This is a genomic window from Micromonospora musae (assembly GCF_003626545.1).
Classification (GTDB): Bacteria; Actinomycetota; Actinomycetes; order Mycobacteriales; family Micromonosporaceae; genus Micromonospora; species Micromonospora musae.
The window spans coordinates 501,453-517,407 of the sequence record NZ_RAZS01000004.1 but is presented as its reverse complement, the minus strand read 5'-3'; the positions used below and the strand labels follow the sequence as shown (position 1 = coordinate 517,407).

Sequence of the window (15,955 nt, the reverse complement as noted above, 5' to 3'; positions counted from 1 at the left end):
GGACGGTCGGCCGCGCCGGGTCGCCCGGGCGTACCGGCCGGGTCGGCCAGAGGTCCGTGCTCACGAGGTCACCTCCGCGATGGCCGTACGCAACTCGGTGGGCACGTCGACGCTGCGGTGCCGGCCGCCGGCGACGATTGTCCGCCCGTCCACCACCACGGTGTCGACGTCGGCGGCGGTGGCCGCGAAGAACGCGCCGACCGCCGGCACGCCGGCGGTCCGGGCGCTGTCCAACCGCACGGTGACCAGGTCGGCGCGGGCCCCGACCGCGATCCGGCCGGCGTCGGTCCAGCCCAGCGCGGTGTGCCCGGCGACGGTCGCCGAGGTCAGCAGTTCGGCCGCCACGAAGTGGCCGCGCCGCTGGGTGCGCAGCCGCTCGTCCAACTCCACGGCACGCGCCTCCTCGAAGATGTCGATCACCGCGTGGCTGTCGCTGCCCAGGCTGAGCGGGATGCCGACGTCGGCCATCCGCCGAGCCGGTCCGATGCCGTCCGCCAGGTCCCGCTCGGTGGTGGGGCAGAGGCAAACGCCGACCCGGTGCTCGCCGAGCAGACCCAGGTCGGCGCGCGTCGGGTGGGTGGCGTGCACGGCGGTGGTGGCCGGGCCCAGCACCCCCCGGTCGGCGAGCAGCCCGGTCGGGGTGCGGCCGTGCACCGCCCGGCACGCGTCGTTCTCGGCCGGCTGCTCCGACAGGTGCACGTGCAGCGGGGCGTCCCGCTCGCGGGCCCACCGGGCGACCGTGTCGAGCTGCTCGGCCGGCACGGCCCGCACCGAGTGCACGGCCGCGCCGACCCGGGCGTGCCCGCCGGTCGGGGTGAACCCGGCCGCCCGCTCGCCCCACCGGGCCGCGTCGCCGTCGCCGAAGCGCAGCTGCGGCCCGGTCAGCGGCGCACCGTCCACCGACGCGGTCAGGTAGCAGGTGTCCAGCAGGCTGATCCGGATGCCGGCCTGGGCGGCCGCCTCGACCAGCGCCGCGCTCATCGCGTTCGGGTCGTCGTAGCGGCTGCCGCCCGGACCGTGGTGCAGGTAGTGGAACTCGCCCACGCAGGTGATCCCGGCCAGCGCCATCTCGGCGAACGTGGCCCGGGCCAGCGCCAGGTACGAGTCCGGATCGAGGCGGACGGTGAGCGCGTACATCTGGTCCCGCCAGGTCCAGAAGTCGCCCCGTCCGCCCTGGGTACGCCCGCGCAGCGCCCGGTGGAAGGCGTGCGAGTGCGCGTTGGCCAGCCCCGGCAGGGTCAGCCCGGGCAGCCGTACCACGTCGGTGAGGACGTCGACCCCGGCGGTCGGCACACCCGCGCGGGTCAACGGCGTGACGGTCGTGAAGCGGCCGTCCACCGCCTCGATCAGTACCTCGGGGACCGGCTCGGCGTGCTCGGGCAGCCAGGCGTACTCGGCCAGCCAGCGGGTGGCGGTCAGCACGTCAGCTCCCCCAGCACCCGGGCCAGGGCGGCCACGCCCGCGGCGCAGTCGACGTCGGTGGCGGACTCGGCGGGGGAGTGGGACACACCGGTCGGGTTGCGGACGAAGAGCATTGCCGTGGGCAGGTGCCCGGCGAGCACCCCGGCGTCGTGACCGGCCCCGGTCGGCAGCACCGGCGCGTCCAGCAGCGCGGCCAGCCGGTCGGCCAGCCCACCGTCGAAGGCGACCAGCGGCGTCGCCGACTCCTCCGTCAGCGTGACCCCGGTGCCGTCGCGTCGGGCCCGCTCGATCGCCTTGTCGTGCACCGCCTCCACCAGGCCGGTCAGGGTGTCCGGCTCGGCCGCCCGGGCGTCCAGCCACCCGGTCACCCGGGACGGGATCGCGTTGGTGGCGTTCGGCTCCACGGAGACCCGACCGACCGTGGCGTGTGCGCCCCGCAGCCGGGCCTCCTTGTTCGCGGCGAGCACCGTGAACGCGTACGTCAGCATCGGGTCGCGGCGGTCGGCCATCCGGGTCGTGCCGGCGTGGTTGCCCTCGCCGGCGAAGTCGAAGCGCCAGCGGCCGTGCGGCCAGATCGCACTGGCCACCGCCACCGCATCAGGGGTGTCGGCCAGCGCGCGGCCCTGCTCGACGTGCAGCTCCACGAAGGACCGGAACCGGCCCAGCAGCTCCGGGCGGGCGCCGGCCGGCGCGCCGCCGAGCGCCTCGGCGAAGCTCACCCCGTCGGCGTCGCGCAGCACCGCCGCGCGCTCCGCCGGCAGCGCGCCGGTGAGCAGCCGCGAGCCCAGGCACGGTACGCCGAACCGGGCGCCCTCCTCCTCGACGAACGCGCCGACGGCCAGCGGCCGGACCGGGGTGACTCCCGCGTCCCGCAGCTCGTCGACGGCGAGGAGCGCGCTCACGATGCCGAGCGGGCCGTCGTACGCCCCGCCGTGCGGCACCGAGTCGAAGTGGCTGCCGGTCAGCACGGCGTCGCCGGCCTCCGGGTCACCCCACCAGGCGAAGAGGTTGCCGTTGCCGTCCTCGGTGACCGGCATGCCACGCTGCTCGGCCTGGTCCCGGAACCAGTCGCGCAGCCGCAGCTCCGGCTCGGTCAGCGAGTACCGCAGGTAGCCGCCACTGCCGGCGTCCCGCCCGATCGGCGCGATCTCGTCCCAGAGCTTGCGGAACCGTGCCGCGAGGTCGCTCATGCGATGCTCCTGTTGTTCGCGGCTGCGGGGCTCCGCTGCGCTGCACTCCTCGCGCTCACGATGCTCCTGTTGTTCGCGGCTGCGGGGCTCCGCTGCGCTGCACTCCTCGCGCTCACGGTGCTCCTGTTGTTCGCGGCTGCGGGGCTCCGCTGCGCTGCACTCCTCGCGCTCACGCGTTGCCCTCTGCCATCGGGACGCGGACGCCGGTGCGTTCGGCGACCTCGCGGGCGGCGTCGTAGCCGGCGTCGACGTGTCGGATGACACCCATCGCGGGGTCGTTGGTGAGCACCCGCTCGATCTTCTGGCCCGCCAGCGCGCTGCCGTCGGCCACGCAGACCTGGCCGGCGTGGATCGAGCGACCCATACCCACGCCGCCGCCGTGGTGGATGGAGACCCAGGAGGCGCCGCTGGCCGTGTTGACCAGGGCGTTCAGCAGCGGCCAGTCGGCGATCGCGTCGGAGCCGTCGGCCATCGCCTCGGTCTCCCGGTACGGGCTGGCCACGCTGCCGGCGTCCAGGTGATCCCGGCCGATCACCACCGGGGCGGAGAGCTCACCCGAGGCGACCATCTCGTTGAACCGCACGCCCGCCTTGTCCCGCTCGCCGTAGCCGAGCCAGCAGATCCGTGCCGGCAGGCCCTGGAACGCGACCCGCTCGCCGGCCATCCGGATCCACCGGGCGAGGGACTCGTTCTCCGGGAACAGGTCGAGGATGGCCCGGTCGGTCGCGGCGATGTCCGCCGGGTCGCCGGAGAGGGCGGCCCACCGGAACGGGCCCTTGCCCTCGCAGAACAACGGCCGGATGTACGCCGGCACGAAGCCGGGGAAGTCGAAGGCCCGCTCGTAGCCGGCGAGCTGCGCCTCGCCCCGGATCGAGTTGCCGTAGTCGAAGACCTCCGCGCCGGCGTCGAGGAAGCCGACCATCGCCGCCACGTGCCGGGCCATCGACGCCCGCGCCCGGTCGGTGAACTCGGCCGGCTTCGCCGCCGCGTAGTCCCGCGCGTCGGCCAGCTCCACCCCGACCGGCAGGTACGACAGCGGGTCGTGCGCGCTGGTCTGGTCGGTGACGATGTCGACCTCGACGCCCCGGACCAGCAGCTCCGGGAAGACGACGGCGGCGTTGCCCACCACGCCGATGCTCAGCGCCCGGCGCTCGCGCTTCGCGGCGAGCGCCCGCTCGACCGCGTCGTCCAGCGAGTCGGCGATCTCGTCCAGGTAACGGTCGTGCGCCCGGCGCTCCAGCCGGGACCGGTCCACGTCCACGATCAGGCAGACGCCGTCGTTCATGGTGACCGCGAGGGGCTGCGCCCCGCCCATCCCGCCGCAGCCGGCGGTGAGCGTCAAGGTGCCGGCGAGCGTGCCGCCGAACCGCTTGGCGGCGACCGCCGCGAACGTCTCGTACGTGCCCTGCAGGATGCCCTGGGTGCCGATGTAGATCCACGAGCCGGCGGTCATCTGCCCGTACATGGTGAGACCGAGCTGCTCCAGCCGACGGAACTCCGGCCAGGTCGCCCAGTCCCCGACGAGGTTGGAGTTGGCGAGCAGCACCCGCGGGGCCCACTCGTGGGTACGTAGCACACCGACCGGGCGCCCGGACTGCACCAGCATCGTCTCGTCGTCGCGCAGATCGGTGAGGGTACGCACCAACGCGTGGTACGACGGCCAGTCCCGGGCGGCCTTGCCGGTGCCGCCGTAGACCACCAGGTCCTCGGGGCGCTCGGCGACCTCCGGGTCCAGGTTGTTCATCAGCATCCGCAGCGCGGCCTCCTGCGGCCAACCGCGGGCGGTGCGCTCGGTGCCACGGGCGGCGCGGACGGGGTGGGACATCTCGGATCCCCTCTCAGTCGAGGAACAGCTGTCGGCGGGCGGCGGACGACTCGAACGCCTCCAGCCGACGCTGGGTGTCGGCGGGCGCGGCGTCGCAGATGGCCTGGAGCAGCACCATGGCCAGAGCCATCGGCGCGGTGTGCAGGTCGAAGACGAGGTCGGCGCCGACGGCGGCGGGCAGCAGCACGTCGGCGTGTTCGGTGGCCGGGCTGACCGGCGAGTCGGTGATCGCCACGACGGTGAGCCCCGCGGCGCGGGCCTCGCGGAGCGCGTCCAGCGTCTCCCGCGGGTAGCGGGGGAGCACGAAGGCGAGCAGGGCGCCCGCCCCGGCCGCGGCGGCCTGCTCCAGGCGGTCGGTGAGCAGGCTGCCGCCGTCGTCGAGCACCCGAACGTCCGGGTGCACCTTCGCGGCGAAGTACGCGAAGTACGCGGCCAGCGGCGCGGCGGCACGCAGGCCCAGGACCGGCAGCGGCCGGCTGGCGGCGAGCAGCTTCCCGGTGTCGGCGATCCGGTCGCGGTCGGCGAGTTCGCCGGCGAGCCGGTCCAGGTTGCCGATCTCGGCGCGTACGGCCTGTTGGAGTTCGTTGCCGCCGTCGGCCCGTCCGTCCGAGGCGCCGGCGGTCAGTTCACGGAGTCGGCGACGGAGCGCGGGGTAGCCGTCGTGGCCGAGCGCCACGGCGAACCGGGTGACCGAGGGTTGGCTCACCCCGGCCAGCTCGGCCACCTCGGCGGCGGAGAGGTAGGCCGTGGACGGAGCGTGCTGCACCAGGCAGTGCGCGATCCGGCGTTGGGTGGGGGTGAGCCGGACGCCGTGGAACAGGTCGAGCACGCGTTGCGTGGGCCCGGCGACGGCTCCTTCATTCACGCCGTGACTCTATGCATGAAAACTTTCAGAGGGCAACCCCGCCGCCCACCGGACGAGCTGTCGGTCGGCCGACCGGCGGGCGACCGGCCGGGCGCGCGCTCGGTAGGATCCCAGGGCGGTCGAGCAGAGGAGTGCACATGCAGTCGGTAGGCCCGTACCGGTTCACCCACATGTTGGGCATCTGCCCGGTGGGTAAGGCCTGGGCTGCAATTGACGGGCAGGGACGGTTCGTCACGGTGGCCGTACTCGACGCCGCCGCCGCGAACACACCGGGTTGGCGGGAGAGCTTCGCAGGCATCGCGAACAGCATGTCGCAGATGCCGGACGGCCTGACCTTCTCGTACGCCGACTTCGCCGCGGCCGAGCCGTGGGTGGCCTACCCGGCGGAGGTCGGCCCCGGCGCGGAGAAGCTGTTCCAGGCCCTGGGCCAGGAGTGCCAGCCGGTACCCACCGAGGAGGACGGAAAGCCGTCGCCGGTCTCCGGGGTGCCGCAGCAGGTCTCCGGTTCACCGGTGTCGGGCACCCCGCAGCAGGTCTCCGGCCCGCCGGTCTCCGGCGCCCCGCAGCCGACCTCCGGCGCGGGCGCGCCCTGGGCCATGCAGACCACCGCACTGCCCACCGTGCCGTCCGTCGAAGGCTGGGCACACCCGCCGGTGGCGCAACCCGCGCCGGCCGTCCCCCCGATCTCCACCCCGTCGGATCCGTTCGACACCTCCGGCGAGACCCGGATCGCCCCGGTCTCGCGGCCGCCCCGCAACCGGACCTGGCTCTGGATCGGCGCCGTCGTCCTGGCCGCGGTCCTGGCCGGCGGGGCCGGGCTCCTCGGCGGCGGGGCGCTCGGCGGCGAGACGCCGAACGACCCGTCGACCAGCGCCTCCCCGCCGCTCTACGAGGCGACCCAGCTCTCCCTGAACAAGGCCAAGTTCGACGCGGAACTCGCCCCGATCGCGGAGCCCTGGCTGCCCGAGCTCGGCGGATGCGCGCTCGACACGGAGGTCGGCGGCCCCGAGCTGCCGGCCGGCGAGAAGCGGCACGTCTTCTGCCGCTACCTCAGCCTGTCGGTGCACTTCGCCCTCTACGAGTCGCCGGACAAGAAGAACGCGGCGCGCACCCACCGCCAGCAGATGGGCGTCGTCAACCGTGCGCTCGCACCGGGGCTGCGTGAGGCGGCGAAGGCCACCGGCGGAGCCAGCGGGGCACCCGGCAGCTACGTCGAGTACGCGGGGAACGGGCACGACGGCCGCCCCGTCTGCGGTGTCTGGTGGGACCGCGACGACAGCGCGACCGCCGTCTACTTCGAGACTCCGTGCGCGGCCGGCATCGCCGGCAACTGGGACGCCCTGCGCGACGTGTGGAAGCGGACCAGCTGACCTCCCTGGTCGGCCGCCCCGCGCGACCGAACGCGGGTGGACGGTTTCCGCTCCACCCGCGTTCGACGCCCCAACCTTGACGTCGACCGCTAGCGGACGCCGCCGCCCCTCGGCGGCGGCACCAGGCAGACGTCGTCGCCCACGGCCGCGGTGCCGGTCAGGTCGAACCGCACCACCCGAGCGCCGCGGAACGTCCGCTCGGTGACGGCCGCCCCACCACTGCCCAGCCGTACGATGAGGTCCCGATTCTGCGGTTCGTCCCAGTCGGTCGCCTGGAACAGCCACACCCGTGACCGCCCGGCCAGCAGCGTCGACACGGGCTGCCCCGCACAGCCGGCGGGCTCGGCCGGGACCACGTAGCCGTCCGGCGGCGGGCCGTAGTAGGCCTGCGCGTTCCACGACACCGGAGTCGCGAGGACCAGGTCCCCGGGGCGAAGTTCGGCGCTCAGGTGACGCAGCGCGGACCGGTAGTCGGCCACATTGGCGCCGCCACCCTGATGGAACGCCCGCGCCGGGTTCGCCGTGACGACCACGTCCATCGCCAGCTGCGGTACCGCCACCGCGACGACCAGGGCCGCTCCCGCACCCCAGCCGACCCAGCCGAGGGCCGGTTGCCGAGCCCGCGGCGACGCGACCGCGAAGCCGGCCAGCATCAACCACGACGGCACGGCGTAGAGCGCCAGCCGCCCGTTGAAGGGGTAGATCGACAGGGCGGCGCCGCCGAGACCGACCGCCAACGGGGCGAGCAGGATGAAGACGGCGAGCGGATTCAACCGGCGCCAGCACAGCACCGCGCCGACGACGACCAACGGAACGGCGACCCAGACCGACCAGACCACGAAGGGCACCGTGGCCAGGGTCCGGTAGGTCGCGCCGATCCAGTCCACGGTGGCGGGCACGTCGCTCAGCGGATGTGCCGGGTAGATCGACTTGCCCTGCCAGTAGGCCTTCAACTGCGGATCGCTCAAGCCGGGCCCGAGCAGGCGGACGTAGACCCACACGGCGACGACGATCCAGGCCGGCGCGGGCGCGACGAAGCGCACCAGCTCCCGCAGCCGCTCTTCCCGGTCACGGCCCGGGCGGGCCAGCGCGTGAACGACGAGCAGCGCCGTGAGGGCGGCGACGACCGGGATGGCCAGCGTGCTCAGCACCAGCACGGCCAGCGACGTCGCCCAGAACACCACGCCGCCGCGCCAGGTCAGCTCGCGGCGGCTGAGCAGGAGGGCGATCCCGACGAGCAGCGTCACGCAGAAGGCGTCCGCGCTGTACTGCTTCAGTTCGTTCGAGTAGCCGACGAGGAAGGGCGCGATCGCGACGAGCAGCAGCGCGGCGAGCGCCGAGGGCGGTGGCATGAGCCGACGCCCGAAATACCCGACCAGTGGCAACAACGCCAGCCCGAAGAGCAGCGGTACGAGCCGCAGCGAATGCTCGGAGGCGCCGAAGAGCTGGAGCGAGAGGCGCTCCAACCACAACCAGCCCGGCGGTGCCGTCTGACTGAACGCCAACGGCTCCAGCAGGTCGAGGTAGCCCCGGTCCCGGAGGTTGTGCACGACGTACAGCTCGTCGCCCCAGAAGCTGCGCGCGAACCACCACTGGCGCACCCGCAGCAGCACGCCGAGCGCGATGATCAGGGCGGCGAACGGCCAGTACGGCAACGGGGCCGGGCGACTGCGCCGGACCGGCCAGACCCTGCCGGACTTCGGCGGGGCACCGGCCGGCGAGGGCAGGATCGGCGGGAATGCGTCCGACGTGGATGCCACGGTGGTGGAAAGAGCCCAAGGCGGGCGCGTCTCGGACACGGCGCGACGCTACCAAAGAGCCGTCGACGTCAACGGCCCGCGCATCGCCCACCCGACCCGGGCACCGCAGTGGCCCCAGGCCCTGCTTCACAAGACCGTGCCCGGCTCGCTCGGGCGAGCCTCATGACACAGGCCTCAGTCGACAGTCGGCCGCACCGGCGCGGGCGCCGGCTCGCCTCGCCGGGGGGCCGGGACGGGCGACACCGGCGAACCGATCAGGCGGGCCGCCTCCCGGTGGCGTCGGGAGGCCGGCGGCAGCCCCGTCAGGAACTCGGGGAACATGCCGAAGAAGGTCCGGGCGCTGCGCAACTCCAGCGTGTGAGCCCGCGACCAGCGGAACGAGTTCGTGGCCCGAGCCCAGTGGTGGGTCCAGCGGACGTCACCGATCAGCGCGACGGGGAGGCCCTTGCGCCAGGCGCGCAGCCCGAGCTCGTGGTCCTCGTAGTAGAGGAAGAAGCGTTCGTTCCAGCCGCCCAGGTCGAGAAAGTCCGCGGTCCGCGCCGCCACGGCCGCCCCCATCACCCAGGCCACCCAGAGCGCCTCACCGGAGGCGGCCGTCAGCCGGTACGAGGCGTGCATCCGGGACAGCGGCCAGACCTTGCGGTTGCCCACCTTCGCCGTGGCGTAGGGAAAGCCGCGTCCGTTGGGTTGCGCGACGCCGTCCGAGGAGAGCAGCTGCGGCGCGGCCAGCCCGCCGTGCTGGTCGAGGTGGCGCGCCAGCACGTCGAAGCCGTCCGGACCGATCTCGAGGTCCGGGTTGGCGAAGAGAACGTACTCGCCCGCCGCCTGGCGCACCCCGACGTTGTTGGCCCGGGAGAACCCGACGTTCTCCGGCAGCCGGACGACCCGGGCGCCCAGCTCCTCGGCGACCGCCACCGAGTCGTCGGAGGACGCGTTGTCCACGACGATCCACTCGTACGGCTTCGCCTCGTCGCGCCAGCAGCGGCGCAGCGTCTCCGCCGAGTTGTAGGTGACGGTTACGACGCTCCAGCGATGTCCTGCCATCACGCTCTCCGAACTGTGAGGTAGCCGTACAGGGATGCGAAGCCGAACCGGCGGCCCTTCCACTGCCGGCGAGCGGCCGGCCCGTCGAGCAGTCCACGCCCGACGCCGCGGAGGAAGGGCCGCAGCAGGCCCTGGCGGGCCCGGCGGGCGGCCAGCGCGAGGTGCGCCACCGCGAGCACGGGGATCGCCACGAGCATCAGCGGCCAGGTGAAGGTGCGGGCCGCTACCAGGAGCCGATTGCGGGCCAGCAGGAACGCGCGGAATCCCTGAAGCTTGTTGTCGCCCTCGACGCTGTGACCGCCGGCGTGCGGGAGCACGAGGTCCAGTGCCCGGGTGCGCGACCCACTGGCGTAGAGGCGGAGGGCGAGGTCGGCGTCCTCGCCCCAGGCGAAGAGGTGCTCGTAGAACCCGCCGAACCGGTGGAACAGCTCGGTGGGGAAGACGGCCGCGCCGCCCGACGGACCGAGTGCCGCTCGCGTGGCTGACGCGGGCCGGTCGATGAAGAGCGAGATGGGGTTGAGGCTGATGCCCACGTACTCGCCGCCGTGCATGGCCAGGCCGACCGCGATCGGCGTCTCGGGGTCCTCCGCGATGGCGGCGTGGATCCGGTCCAGGGCGTCGTCGGGCAGCCAGACGTCGGGATTCAGCAGCAGCACGTGGCTCGTGGTCGCGGCCGCGACCGCCCGGTTGCAGCCGGCCGCGAAGCCGGGATTCGACGAGTCGGGCAGGTACTCGTACCGCGCCTCGTCGAAGTGCTCCGCGATGACCTTTTCGCAGCCGTCCTGGGGCCAGTTGTCGGCGAAGACGAACCGCACCGGCAGCTCCCCGGCGCTGCGGGCCCAGGTCGGTAGGGTCTGCGCCAACATCTCGCCGGAGCGGTAGAGGACGGTGACGATCGTGAGGCCCGTGAAGGGCGTCGTGTTCATGTCGCGGGTCTCCCCAGCCGGTGCAGGATCCAGAGCCCGGGCACCAGGCTCAGCCAGGTCGGATAGATGAGCGGGTAGAGCTCGTAGATGCCGAACAGGGCGAAGTACACGATGAAGCCCCGCCCCAGCTGCTCCGCAGGTGCCGTCGAGAACTCGAACCAGCGCTCGCTCGCCCCGACCGCCAGCCCCAACGCGGCGAAGAAGAACAGCGCGCCGACCGGGCCGTAGTCGAGCAGAGGGATGGCCGCGAAGGTCGCGGTGTTCATGAAGTACGGCTGGCTGAGCTGAGACGTCACGCCGTAGAGGTCGACCTCGCCGACCAGCGGCTGGACGCGGGCACCCAGGAAGGTCAGCGAGTAGGCGCCGTACGCCGGGTCGAGGTGCTCCCGCTGCGACCAGAGCCGGCCGAACGTCTCGGTCGACGAGCTGAGTGACAGGTCGAGCGAGCCGGCGCTGCTGGCCAGGGCGTTGTTGCCGTACCGGGAGCGGAACTCGGTCTCGAAGGTGCCGGTGCCCGCGAGCGTACGTTGCCCGCCGAGATAGACGGCGGCCCCGAGCGCCACGGCGCCGATGAGCAGGATGACCGTCGTCTTCGGGACGGACTTCGCCGGGAGGAACCGGGCTGGCAGCAACCTGCGCGGCAGCAGCTTGCGGGGCAGCAGCCTCGCCATCCGCAGCGGTGGACGACGCACCGAGAGCGCGGTGATGAGCGCGGGAGCCACCCCGACGAGCACCGAGTTCTTGCTCGCGCCGAGGGCCGCGCCGACCGTGAAGACGCCGGCGAGCGCGTAGAAGACGAGCGAACCCCGTAGCGTCCCGGAGAGGGCGCGCAGCAACGAGATGGCCATGCCGAGCGTCCAGGCCTCGGAGAGCAACCCGATGACGATGTTGGACTGCTGCCGCAGCACCTGCCGCGCGGCGTCGGGGTTCTCGGCGAGCAGCGGCGGAAGCACCCCGCGGTACCGCACCGCCGCGGTCACGGCGGCGATGCCGAGCAGCACGAAGAGGTAGGTCAGCAGTCGCCGGTCGGACGGCCAGGAGAGCTGCGGCCGACGCGTCGCGACGACGCGGAACGACGACCCGGTCACCCGTCGGCCGACGGACCATGCGACGAGGAAGACCGTCACGTACCCGGCGAGCACGGGCAGCACCGCGGTGCCGGCCCAGGAGTCGTACGGGCCGGGCAGGGCCCACACGGCCAGGAAGGCCGCGCTCCAGGCCGCCGCGCAGGCGGCCAGCGCCCACATCCGGCACCGGGCGGCCAGCAGCGCGCCGACCGCCAGCCCGAACGTGATCGCGACCCCGACGTTCTGCGTGGCGAGCAGGAGTAGCGCCCCGACGACGACGGGGATGCCGACGGACCAGAGCCGCCGCTCAGCGCCGGTCATCGGCGACCGTGCGGTAGAGCTGGAGCCAGTTCTCTACGCAGCGGGCGAAGGAGTACTCGGTCGCATACTCCCGCGCCAGCTCGCGACGCTGCTCCCGGTAGGCGGAGCGCTGCGTCGCCGCCCGAATGGCCGTCACCATCGCCGCCGCGTTCATCTCCGCCTGGTACGCGAGAACGCCGGTGGCCCGCCGGGTGATCTCCGCGAGCCCGCCGACTCCGGAGTGCACGACCGGCACCCCGAGGGACATCGCCTCCAGGGCGCTGCGTCCGAAGGACTCCACCCGGGACGGCACGAGCAGGCAGTCGACCTTCTGCAGGAAGGCCGCCGCGTCCACCCGCCCGACGAGCTCGACGTTCGGAGCCGACGCCACCGGAACGGTACCGGCGCCCGCGATCAGGAACTCGACCTCGGGCAGCGCGGCGGCGATCTCCGGCAGCAGGTCGGCGCCCTTCTCCTTCTCGATCCGGCCGAGGAAGCCGACCCGGACCGGCTCGTCCGGCCCGAGGGTGGGCGAGTCGTCGACGCTCGGCCACACCGCCGGCAGCGGGTTGTTGATGACGTGCACGTCGCGGACGTGTCCGCGTACCCTCAGCTCCTCGGCCTCGAAGGCGGAGACCGCGACGGTGGCGTGGGGCCGGAGCCGACGCGAGATCAGGTCGGTGCTGATGTTCGCCTGGACGGCGGCCTTCGCCCGCAGCGACTCCGCCGCGTCACGGTACTGCCAGAGGCTGTTGTGCAGGGCCACGACCACCGGCGTCCGGCGCGCCTGCACACCCAACCCCGCGCGGACGTGCATCGCCGCGGACAGCAGGTGAGCGCTCACCACGTCCGGGCGCAGCTCGTCGACGAGCCGCCGGATCCCCCGCGCGTAACCCAGATCGATCCGCCGCGTCGCACCGAGCGGAAGCCAGCGGATCCCGGACGCGCGCAGCGACTCGGCCACCTCGTCGTCGGGGGTCGCGGCGACGACCTCCACACCCTGGGCGGTCAGCGCCGGAAGCATCTCGATGAGGAAACGCTCGGCGCCGCCGAGCTGCCGCCGCCCCGACCCCCCGGTCGTGCAGACGAACAGAACCCTCATCGTGCGGTCATTCCCTCGATGGCGCCCTTGGCCACCGCGCGCCGGGCTGAGCCGCCACCGACCGCCGCCCGCAGGAGCACCCCGACCGTGTACGCGGAGCAGGCGATGCCGCCGCGCCAGCCGGCCAGTTCGCGGCTGGCCCGGATGAACTCCCGGGTCTGCCGGCGGGAGATCTCCTCCACCGCCCACTTGCGCTTGGCGCTCGCGTCGTCCTCGTGCGTCACCACGGCCTCCGGCACGTACGCCAGCCGCAGCCCCAGCCCCCGGACCGCCCAGCAGAGGCGCAGGTCCTCGGAGTAGAAGAAGGACGACTCGTCGACACCACCGATCTCGTCGAGGGTCTGCCGGCGGATGGCGACGAAGGGGCCAGAGAGCCAGTCCCCGTGCTCCGGGGTGGAGACGATCCGCAGCCGCGGGAAGAGCACGCTCAACCCGGTGGCGTGCCCGAGACCGGCGCCGACCGTCAGGAAGCGACCCGCGGCCGTCTGGTCCTTCCCGGTCGCGTCCAGCACCCTCGGGAAGGCGGCGCCCACCTTCGGGTCGTCGAGCCGCGCCATCAACTCCTCGATGGCGCCGGGCCGGACCACGATGTCGTTGTTCGACAGGATCACCCGCGAGCGGGTGCTGTGCCGCACGCCCAGGTTCATCCCCTTGGCGTAGCCCAGGTTCGTCTCCGACCGGACGTACTTGGCGCCGGTCTCGTCGCACATCGCGCGAAGCGCCGCGCCGATCTCGGCGGCGCTGCCGTTGTCCACGACGACGACCTCCGCACCCTCCGGCAGCGACCGCACGCAGCCGTTGGTCCGATCGAAATCTTCCCAGGTCAACACGATGATTGAGACGTCCACCGCTAAGCCATCCGATTGAGGAGAAGGTGCGAAGACCGGTGCAGGCTCTGCCGGGTCCGGAACGCGTACACCCCGTACGCGACGGACGAGGCCAGGGCGGCGCCGAACGCGCCGAGCCACGGAATGAGGAGAAAGTACAGGACGCCCGAGACGGACATCGTCACGAGGGCGACCCCGGTGGTGGCCCGCTCGCCACTTCGCTTGAGGAGGGCGGCGCTCCAGGTCTTACCGGCCGAGAGAGCCAGCGTTCCCGGCAGCAGCAGGAGGCCGAAGAGCCACGCGTGGCGGTAGTCGGGGGCCAGCAGGCCCAGGGCGGCGAGCCCGATCACGGCCAGGGACGCCACCGGCAGCGCCGACTTCACGACCTGTCTGCTCTGGTCCTGGATCGCGTCGGGATCCCGCTCGGCGAGAATCCGCTGTGACCTGACCACCGCCCCCGACTGGGCGAACTCCAGGGCGGCCACGGCGAGGGCGTAGACGCCGAGCGGACCCGCACCGGCGAACCGGGCCACCAGGATCTGACTCAGCCGGTACGTCAGCATCTGGGCGCAGACCCCGACGTGCAGCTGCCCGACGGCGACGGCGTCCGCGCGGTAGTCGGCGCGCCCGGCGGTCGCCGCGGGGATCGGGCGGAACCGCCGCGCCCAGACCAGGACGGCCATGGCGAGGACCGCCGCGGCGACGAGCTGCACGCCGAGCCAGAGAACGCTCCACAGACCGCCGTCGACCTCGCCGCGCAGGAAGAGGATCGCGTAGCCGGCCACCAGGACGGCGCCGCCGGCGGCGCGCATCGAGTACACGAACCAGAACCGCTTGAGCCGCAGACCCAGCGAGGCCGCCGTGTTGAAGACGGTGAGGCCGCAGGCCGCGCCGATGCCCACGGCGTAGCTGCCGATCCCGGCGAACGCGGTGAGCAGCGCCGCCACCGCAGCGGTGAGCACCAGCGACAGCCCGACGATCAGGAAGATCCAGCTCCGACCCCGGGAGAAGATCCAGCCGGCCGGGCGGGACAGCAGGAACGTGTCGAGGGAGAGGCCACCGAGCGCCGCGCCCATCGTGGCGCTCACCATGTTCGCGGCCAGTTCGCCGCGCTCCGTCGCGGGCAGCGTCACCGAGACGAGCGCGGCGAGGCCGGTGAGGCCCAGCGCGGCGATGTAGAGACGTTCGGGTGAGACGAAGCGCCGGAGCAGCCCTAGCACCCGCTGTCCCGGGCGGCCGTCGCGTCCAGGCCCGACCACGATCGAGCAGCGTCGACCAACGACACGCCTTCCACTCGTCTCCCCCGAAGATGCGGTAGATGTGCGGTACGACGAGTCCCCGTCGCTGGCACTTTCTACCCGAACCATGATCTGCCCCGCAATCGCCCGTAAGGCCGAGTGCGGTCGCCGTCGGTCGCGGCCGGGACCGCCCTGGCCCGGTCGGGCGCGTCGGCGCGAAAGGTAGTCTGGCGCTGTTCGAGGGCCGACCCGACCTGGAGCCGTATGTACCTCGCCCGCAACTTCGGCGCACATTGGATCACCATCGTCCTGCTGGCGCTGCTGGGTGGGGTCGGGACGGGCCTCCTGGCCGCACGTCAACCCCCCGGCTACCGATCCGAGGTGCAGCTGCTGGTCACGTTCGTGGCCGAAGGCGCCCAAGAGGGCCACAGCTCCCCACCGCCCGACGCCGGGAAGCTCATGCAGCGCCGCGTGAAGAGCTACGCCAGCATGATGAACACCTCCCGGCTGACCGTCCCGGTGATCGAATCGCTCCGCCTGCCGGACACCCCGGCGCAGCTGGCCGACGACATCGTGGCGTCCTCCTCGCTGGACAGCCTGGCGGTCGACGTCGCCGTCACGTACCGCGACGCCGAGACCGCCGCGCAGATCGCCGACGCGCTCGCCGTCGAACTGCAGCGGATCGCGGACCGGGACCTGCCGCCCGCCGGCCTCACCACCAAGGCGCAGGCCACCGTGATCAAGGCGCCCGCCGTCCCGGAACGCCCCGAGCCGGTGTCCTGGCCGCTGCACGCGGCCGCCGGAGCGCTGGGCGGGCTCTGTATCGGAGTGGGCGTGGCCCTCGCCCGCGCCTACCGGCGGGAGGGCACACCGATCGGCGCCGACGTGAGAACGATCCGCGAGGCCACCCGCCAACGCTGGCACACGCTGCGCCAACGCTCCGGTGACGCCGCCACCCAGCCCGCCGTCGCCGGCCCGTCCGACTGAGCACCGCCGGCCGTTGAGGCCGGTCACCGGCC

The 15,955-nt window shown here is 73.2% G+C and carries 13 protein-coding genes; 2 read left to right on the top strand and 11 right to left on the bottom strand.

Annotation, left to right across the window (positions count from 1 at the left end):
- Positions 1 to 60: 60 nt before the first annotated feature.
- The 4 genes from D7147_RS14200 to D7147_RS14185 form a co-directional block, all read right to left on the bottom strand.
- Positions 61 to 1,419: a formimidoylglutamate deiminase gene (locus D7147_RS14200; RefSeq protein WP_120677861.1), complete on the bottom strand. Its 1,359-nt coding sequence runs from the start codon at positions 1,417 to 1,419 to the stop codon at positions 61 to 63.
- Positions 1,416 to 2,612 (bottom strand): allantoate amidohydrolase, encoded by a 1,197-nt coding sequence (locus D7147_RS14195; protein ID WP_120677591.1) that lies wholly within the window; start codon positions 2,610 to 2,612, stop codon positions 1,416 to 1,418. The genes D7147_RS14200 and D7147_RS14195 overlap by 4 nt, the downstream gene beginning before the upstream one ends.
- 169 nt (positions 2,613 to 2,781) lie before the next feature.
- A complete protein-coding gene (gene hutU / locus D7147_RS14190; RefSeq protein ID WP_120677589.1) occupies positions 2,782 to 4,437 on the bottom strand; it encodes a urocanate hydratase in 1,656 nt (551 codons plus the stop codon).
- Positions 4,438 to 4,450: 13 nt separating this feature from the next.
- Positions 4,451 to 5,302, bottom strand: coding sequence for a MurR/RpiR family transcriptional regulator (locus tag D7147_RS14185; protein WP_120677587.1), 852 nt, complete (start codon positions 5,300 to 5,302; stop codon positions 4,451 to 4,453).
- A 137-nt stretch (positions 5,303 to 5,439) separates the two neighbouring features.
- Between D7147_RS14185 and D7147_RS14180 the strand changes: the two genes are divergently transcribed.
- The gene (locus D7147_RS14180) at positions 5,440 to 6,672 is read left to right on the top strand and encodes a hypothetical protein (protein ID WP_120677585.1); all 1,233 of its coding nucleotides are present in this window, start codon (positions 5,440 to 5,442) and stop codon (positions 6,670 to 6,672) included.
- An 89-nt stretch (positions 6,673 to 6,761) separates the two neighbouring features.
- On the opposite strand, the gene D7147_RS14175 is transcribed toward D7147_RS14180, so the two are convergent.
- From D7147_RS14175 to D7147_RS14145, 7 genes are all read right to left on the bottom strand, one after another.
- Positions 6,762 to 8,471 (bottom strand): glycosyltransferase family 39 protein, encoded by a 1,710-nt coding sequence (locus tag D7147_RS14175; RefSeq protein WP_233563131.1) that lies wholly within the window; start codon positions 8,469 to 8,471, stop codon positions 6,762 to 6,764.
- Positions 8,472 to 8,606: 135 nt separating this feature from the next.
- The gene (locus D7147_RS14170) at positions 8,607 to 9,476 is read right to left on the bottom strand and encodes a glycosyltransferase family 2 protein (RefSeq protein ID WP_120677583.1); all 870 of its coding nucleotides are present in this window, start codon (positions 9,474 to 9,476) and stop codon (positions 8,607 to 8,609) included.
- Positions 9,476 to 10,402: a glycosyltransferase family 2 protein gene (locus D7147_RS14165; RefSeq protein ID WP_120677581.1), complete on the bottom strand. Its 927-nt coding sequence runs from the start codon at positions 10,400 to 10,402 to the stop codon at positions 9,476 to 9,478. Before D7147_RS14165 ends, D7147_RS14170 begins: the two co-directional genes overlap by 1 nt.
- A complete protein-coding gene (locus D7147_RS14160; protein WP_120677579.1) occupies positions 10,399 to 11,790 on the bottom strand; it encodes a hypothetical protein in 1,392 nt (463 codons plus the stop codon). Before D7147_RS14160 ends, D7147_RS14165 begins: the two co-directional genes overlap by 4 nt.
- Positions 11,777 to 12,871, bottom strand: a complete 1,095-nt coding sequence (locus tag D7147_RS14155; RefSeq protein ID WP_120677577.1) for a glycosyltransferase family 4 protein — start codon at positions 12,869 to 12,871, stop codon at positions 11,777 to 11,779. Before D7147_RS14155 ends, D7147_RS14160 begins: the two co-directional genes overlap by 14 nt.
- Positions 12,868 to 13,719 (bottom strand): glycosyltransferase, encoded by an 852-nt coding sequence (locus D7147_RS14150; RefSeq protein ID WP_120677575.1) that lies wholly within the window; start codon positions 13,717 to 13,719, stop codon positions 12,868 to 12,870. The genes D7147_RS14155 and D7147_RS14150 overlap by 4 nt, the downstream gene beginning before the upstream one ends.
- Before the next feature lie 2 nt (positions 13,720 to 13,721).
- Entirely contained in the window at positions 13,722 to 14,918 is a 1,197-nt protein-coding gene (locus D7147_RS14145; RefSeq protein ID WP_233563130.1) for a polysaccharide biosynthesis protein, read from the bottom strand.
- 282 nt (positions 14,919 to 15,200) lie between these two features.
- Between D7147_RS14145 and D7147_RS14140 the strand changes: the two genes are divergently transcribed.
- Positions 15,201 to 15,923: a YveK family protein gene (locus D7147_RS14140; RefSeq protein ID WP_120677571.1), complete on the top strand. Its 723-nt coding sequence runs from the start codon at positions 15,201 to 15,203 to the stop codon at positions 15,921 to 15,923.
- Positions 15,924 to 15,955: the final 32 nt, after the last annotated feature.

Bases quoted from the DNA above. Each gene is read 5' to 3' on its own strand.
- D7147_RS14195 (WP_120677591.1), bottom strand. From the start codon at position 2,612: ATGAGCGACCTCGCGGCACGGTTCCGCAAGCTCTGGGACGAGATCGCG.
- hutU (WP_120677589.1), bottom strand. From the start codon at position 4,437: ATGTCCCACCCCGTCCGCGCCGCCCGTGGCACCGAGCGCACCGCCCGC.
- D7147_RS14180 (WP_120677585.1), top strand. From the start codon at position 5,440: ATGCAGTCGGTAGGCCCGTACCGGTTCACCCACATGTTGGGCATCTGC.
- D7147_RS14170 (WP_120677583.1), bottom strand. From the start codon at position 9,476: ATGGCAGGACATCGCTGGAGCGTCGTAACCGTCACCTACAACTCGGCG.
- D7147_RS14165 (WP_120677581.1), bottom strand. From the start codon at position 10,402: ATGAACACGACGCCCTTCACGGGCCTCACGATCGTCACCGTCCTCTAC.
- D7147_RS14160 (WP_120677579.1), bottom strand. From the start codon at position 11,790: ATGACCGGCGCTGAGCGGCGGCTCTGGTCCGTCGGCATCCCCGTCGTC.
- D7147_RS14155 (WP_120677577.1), bottom strand. From the start codon at position 12,871: ATGAGGGTTCTGTTCGTCTGCACGACCGGGGGGTCGGGGCGGCGGCAG.
- D7147_RS14140 (WP_120677571.1), top strand. From the start codon at position 15,201: ATGTACCTCGCCCGCAACTTCGGCGCACATTGGATCACCATCGTCCTG.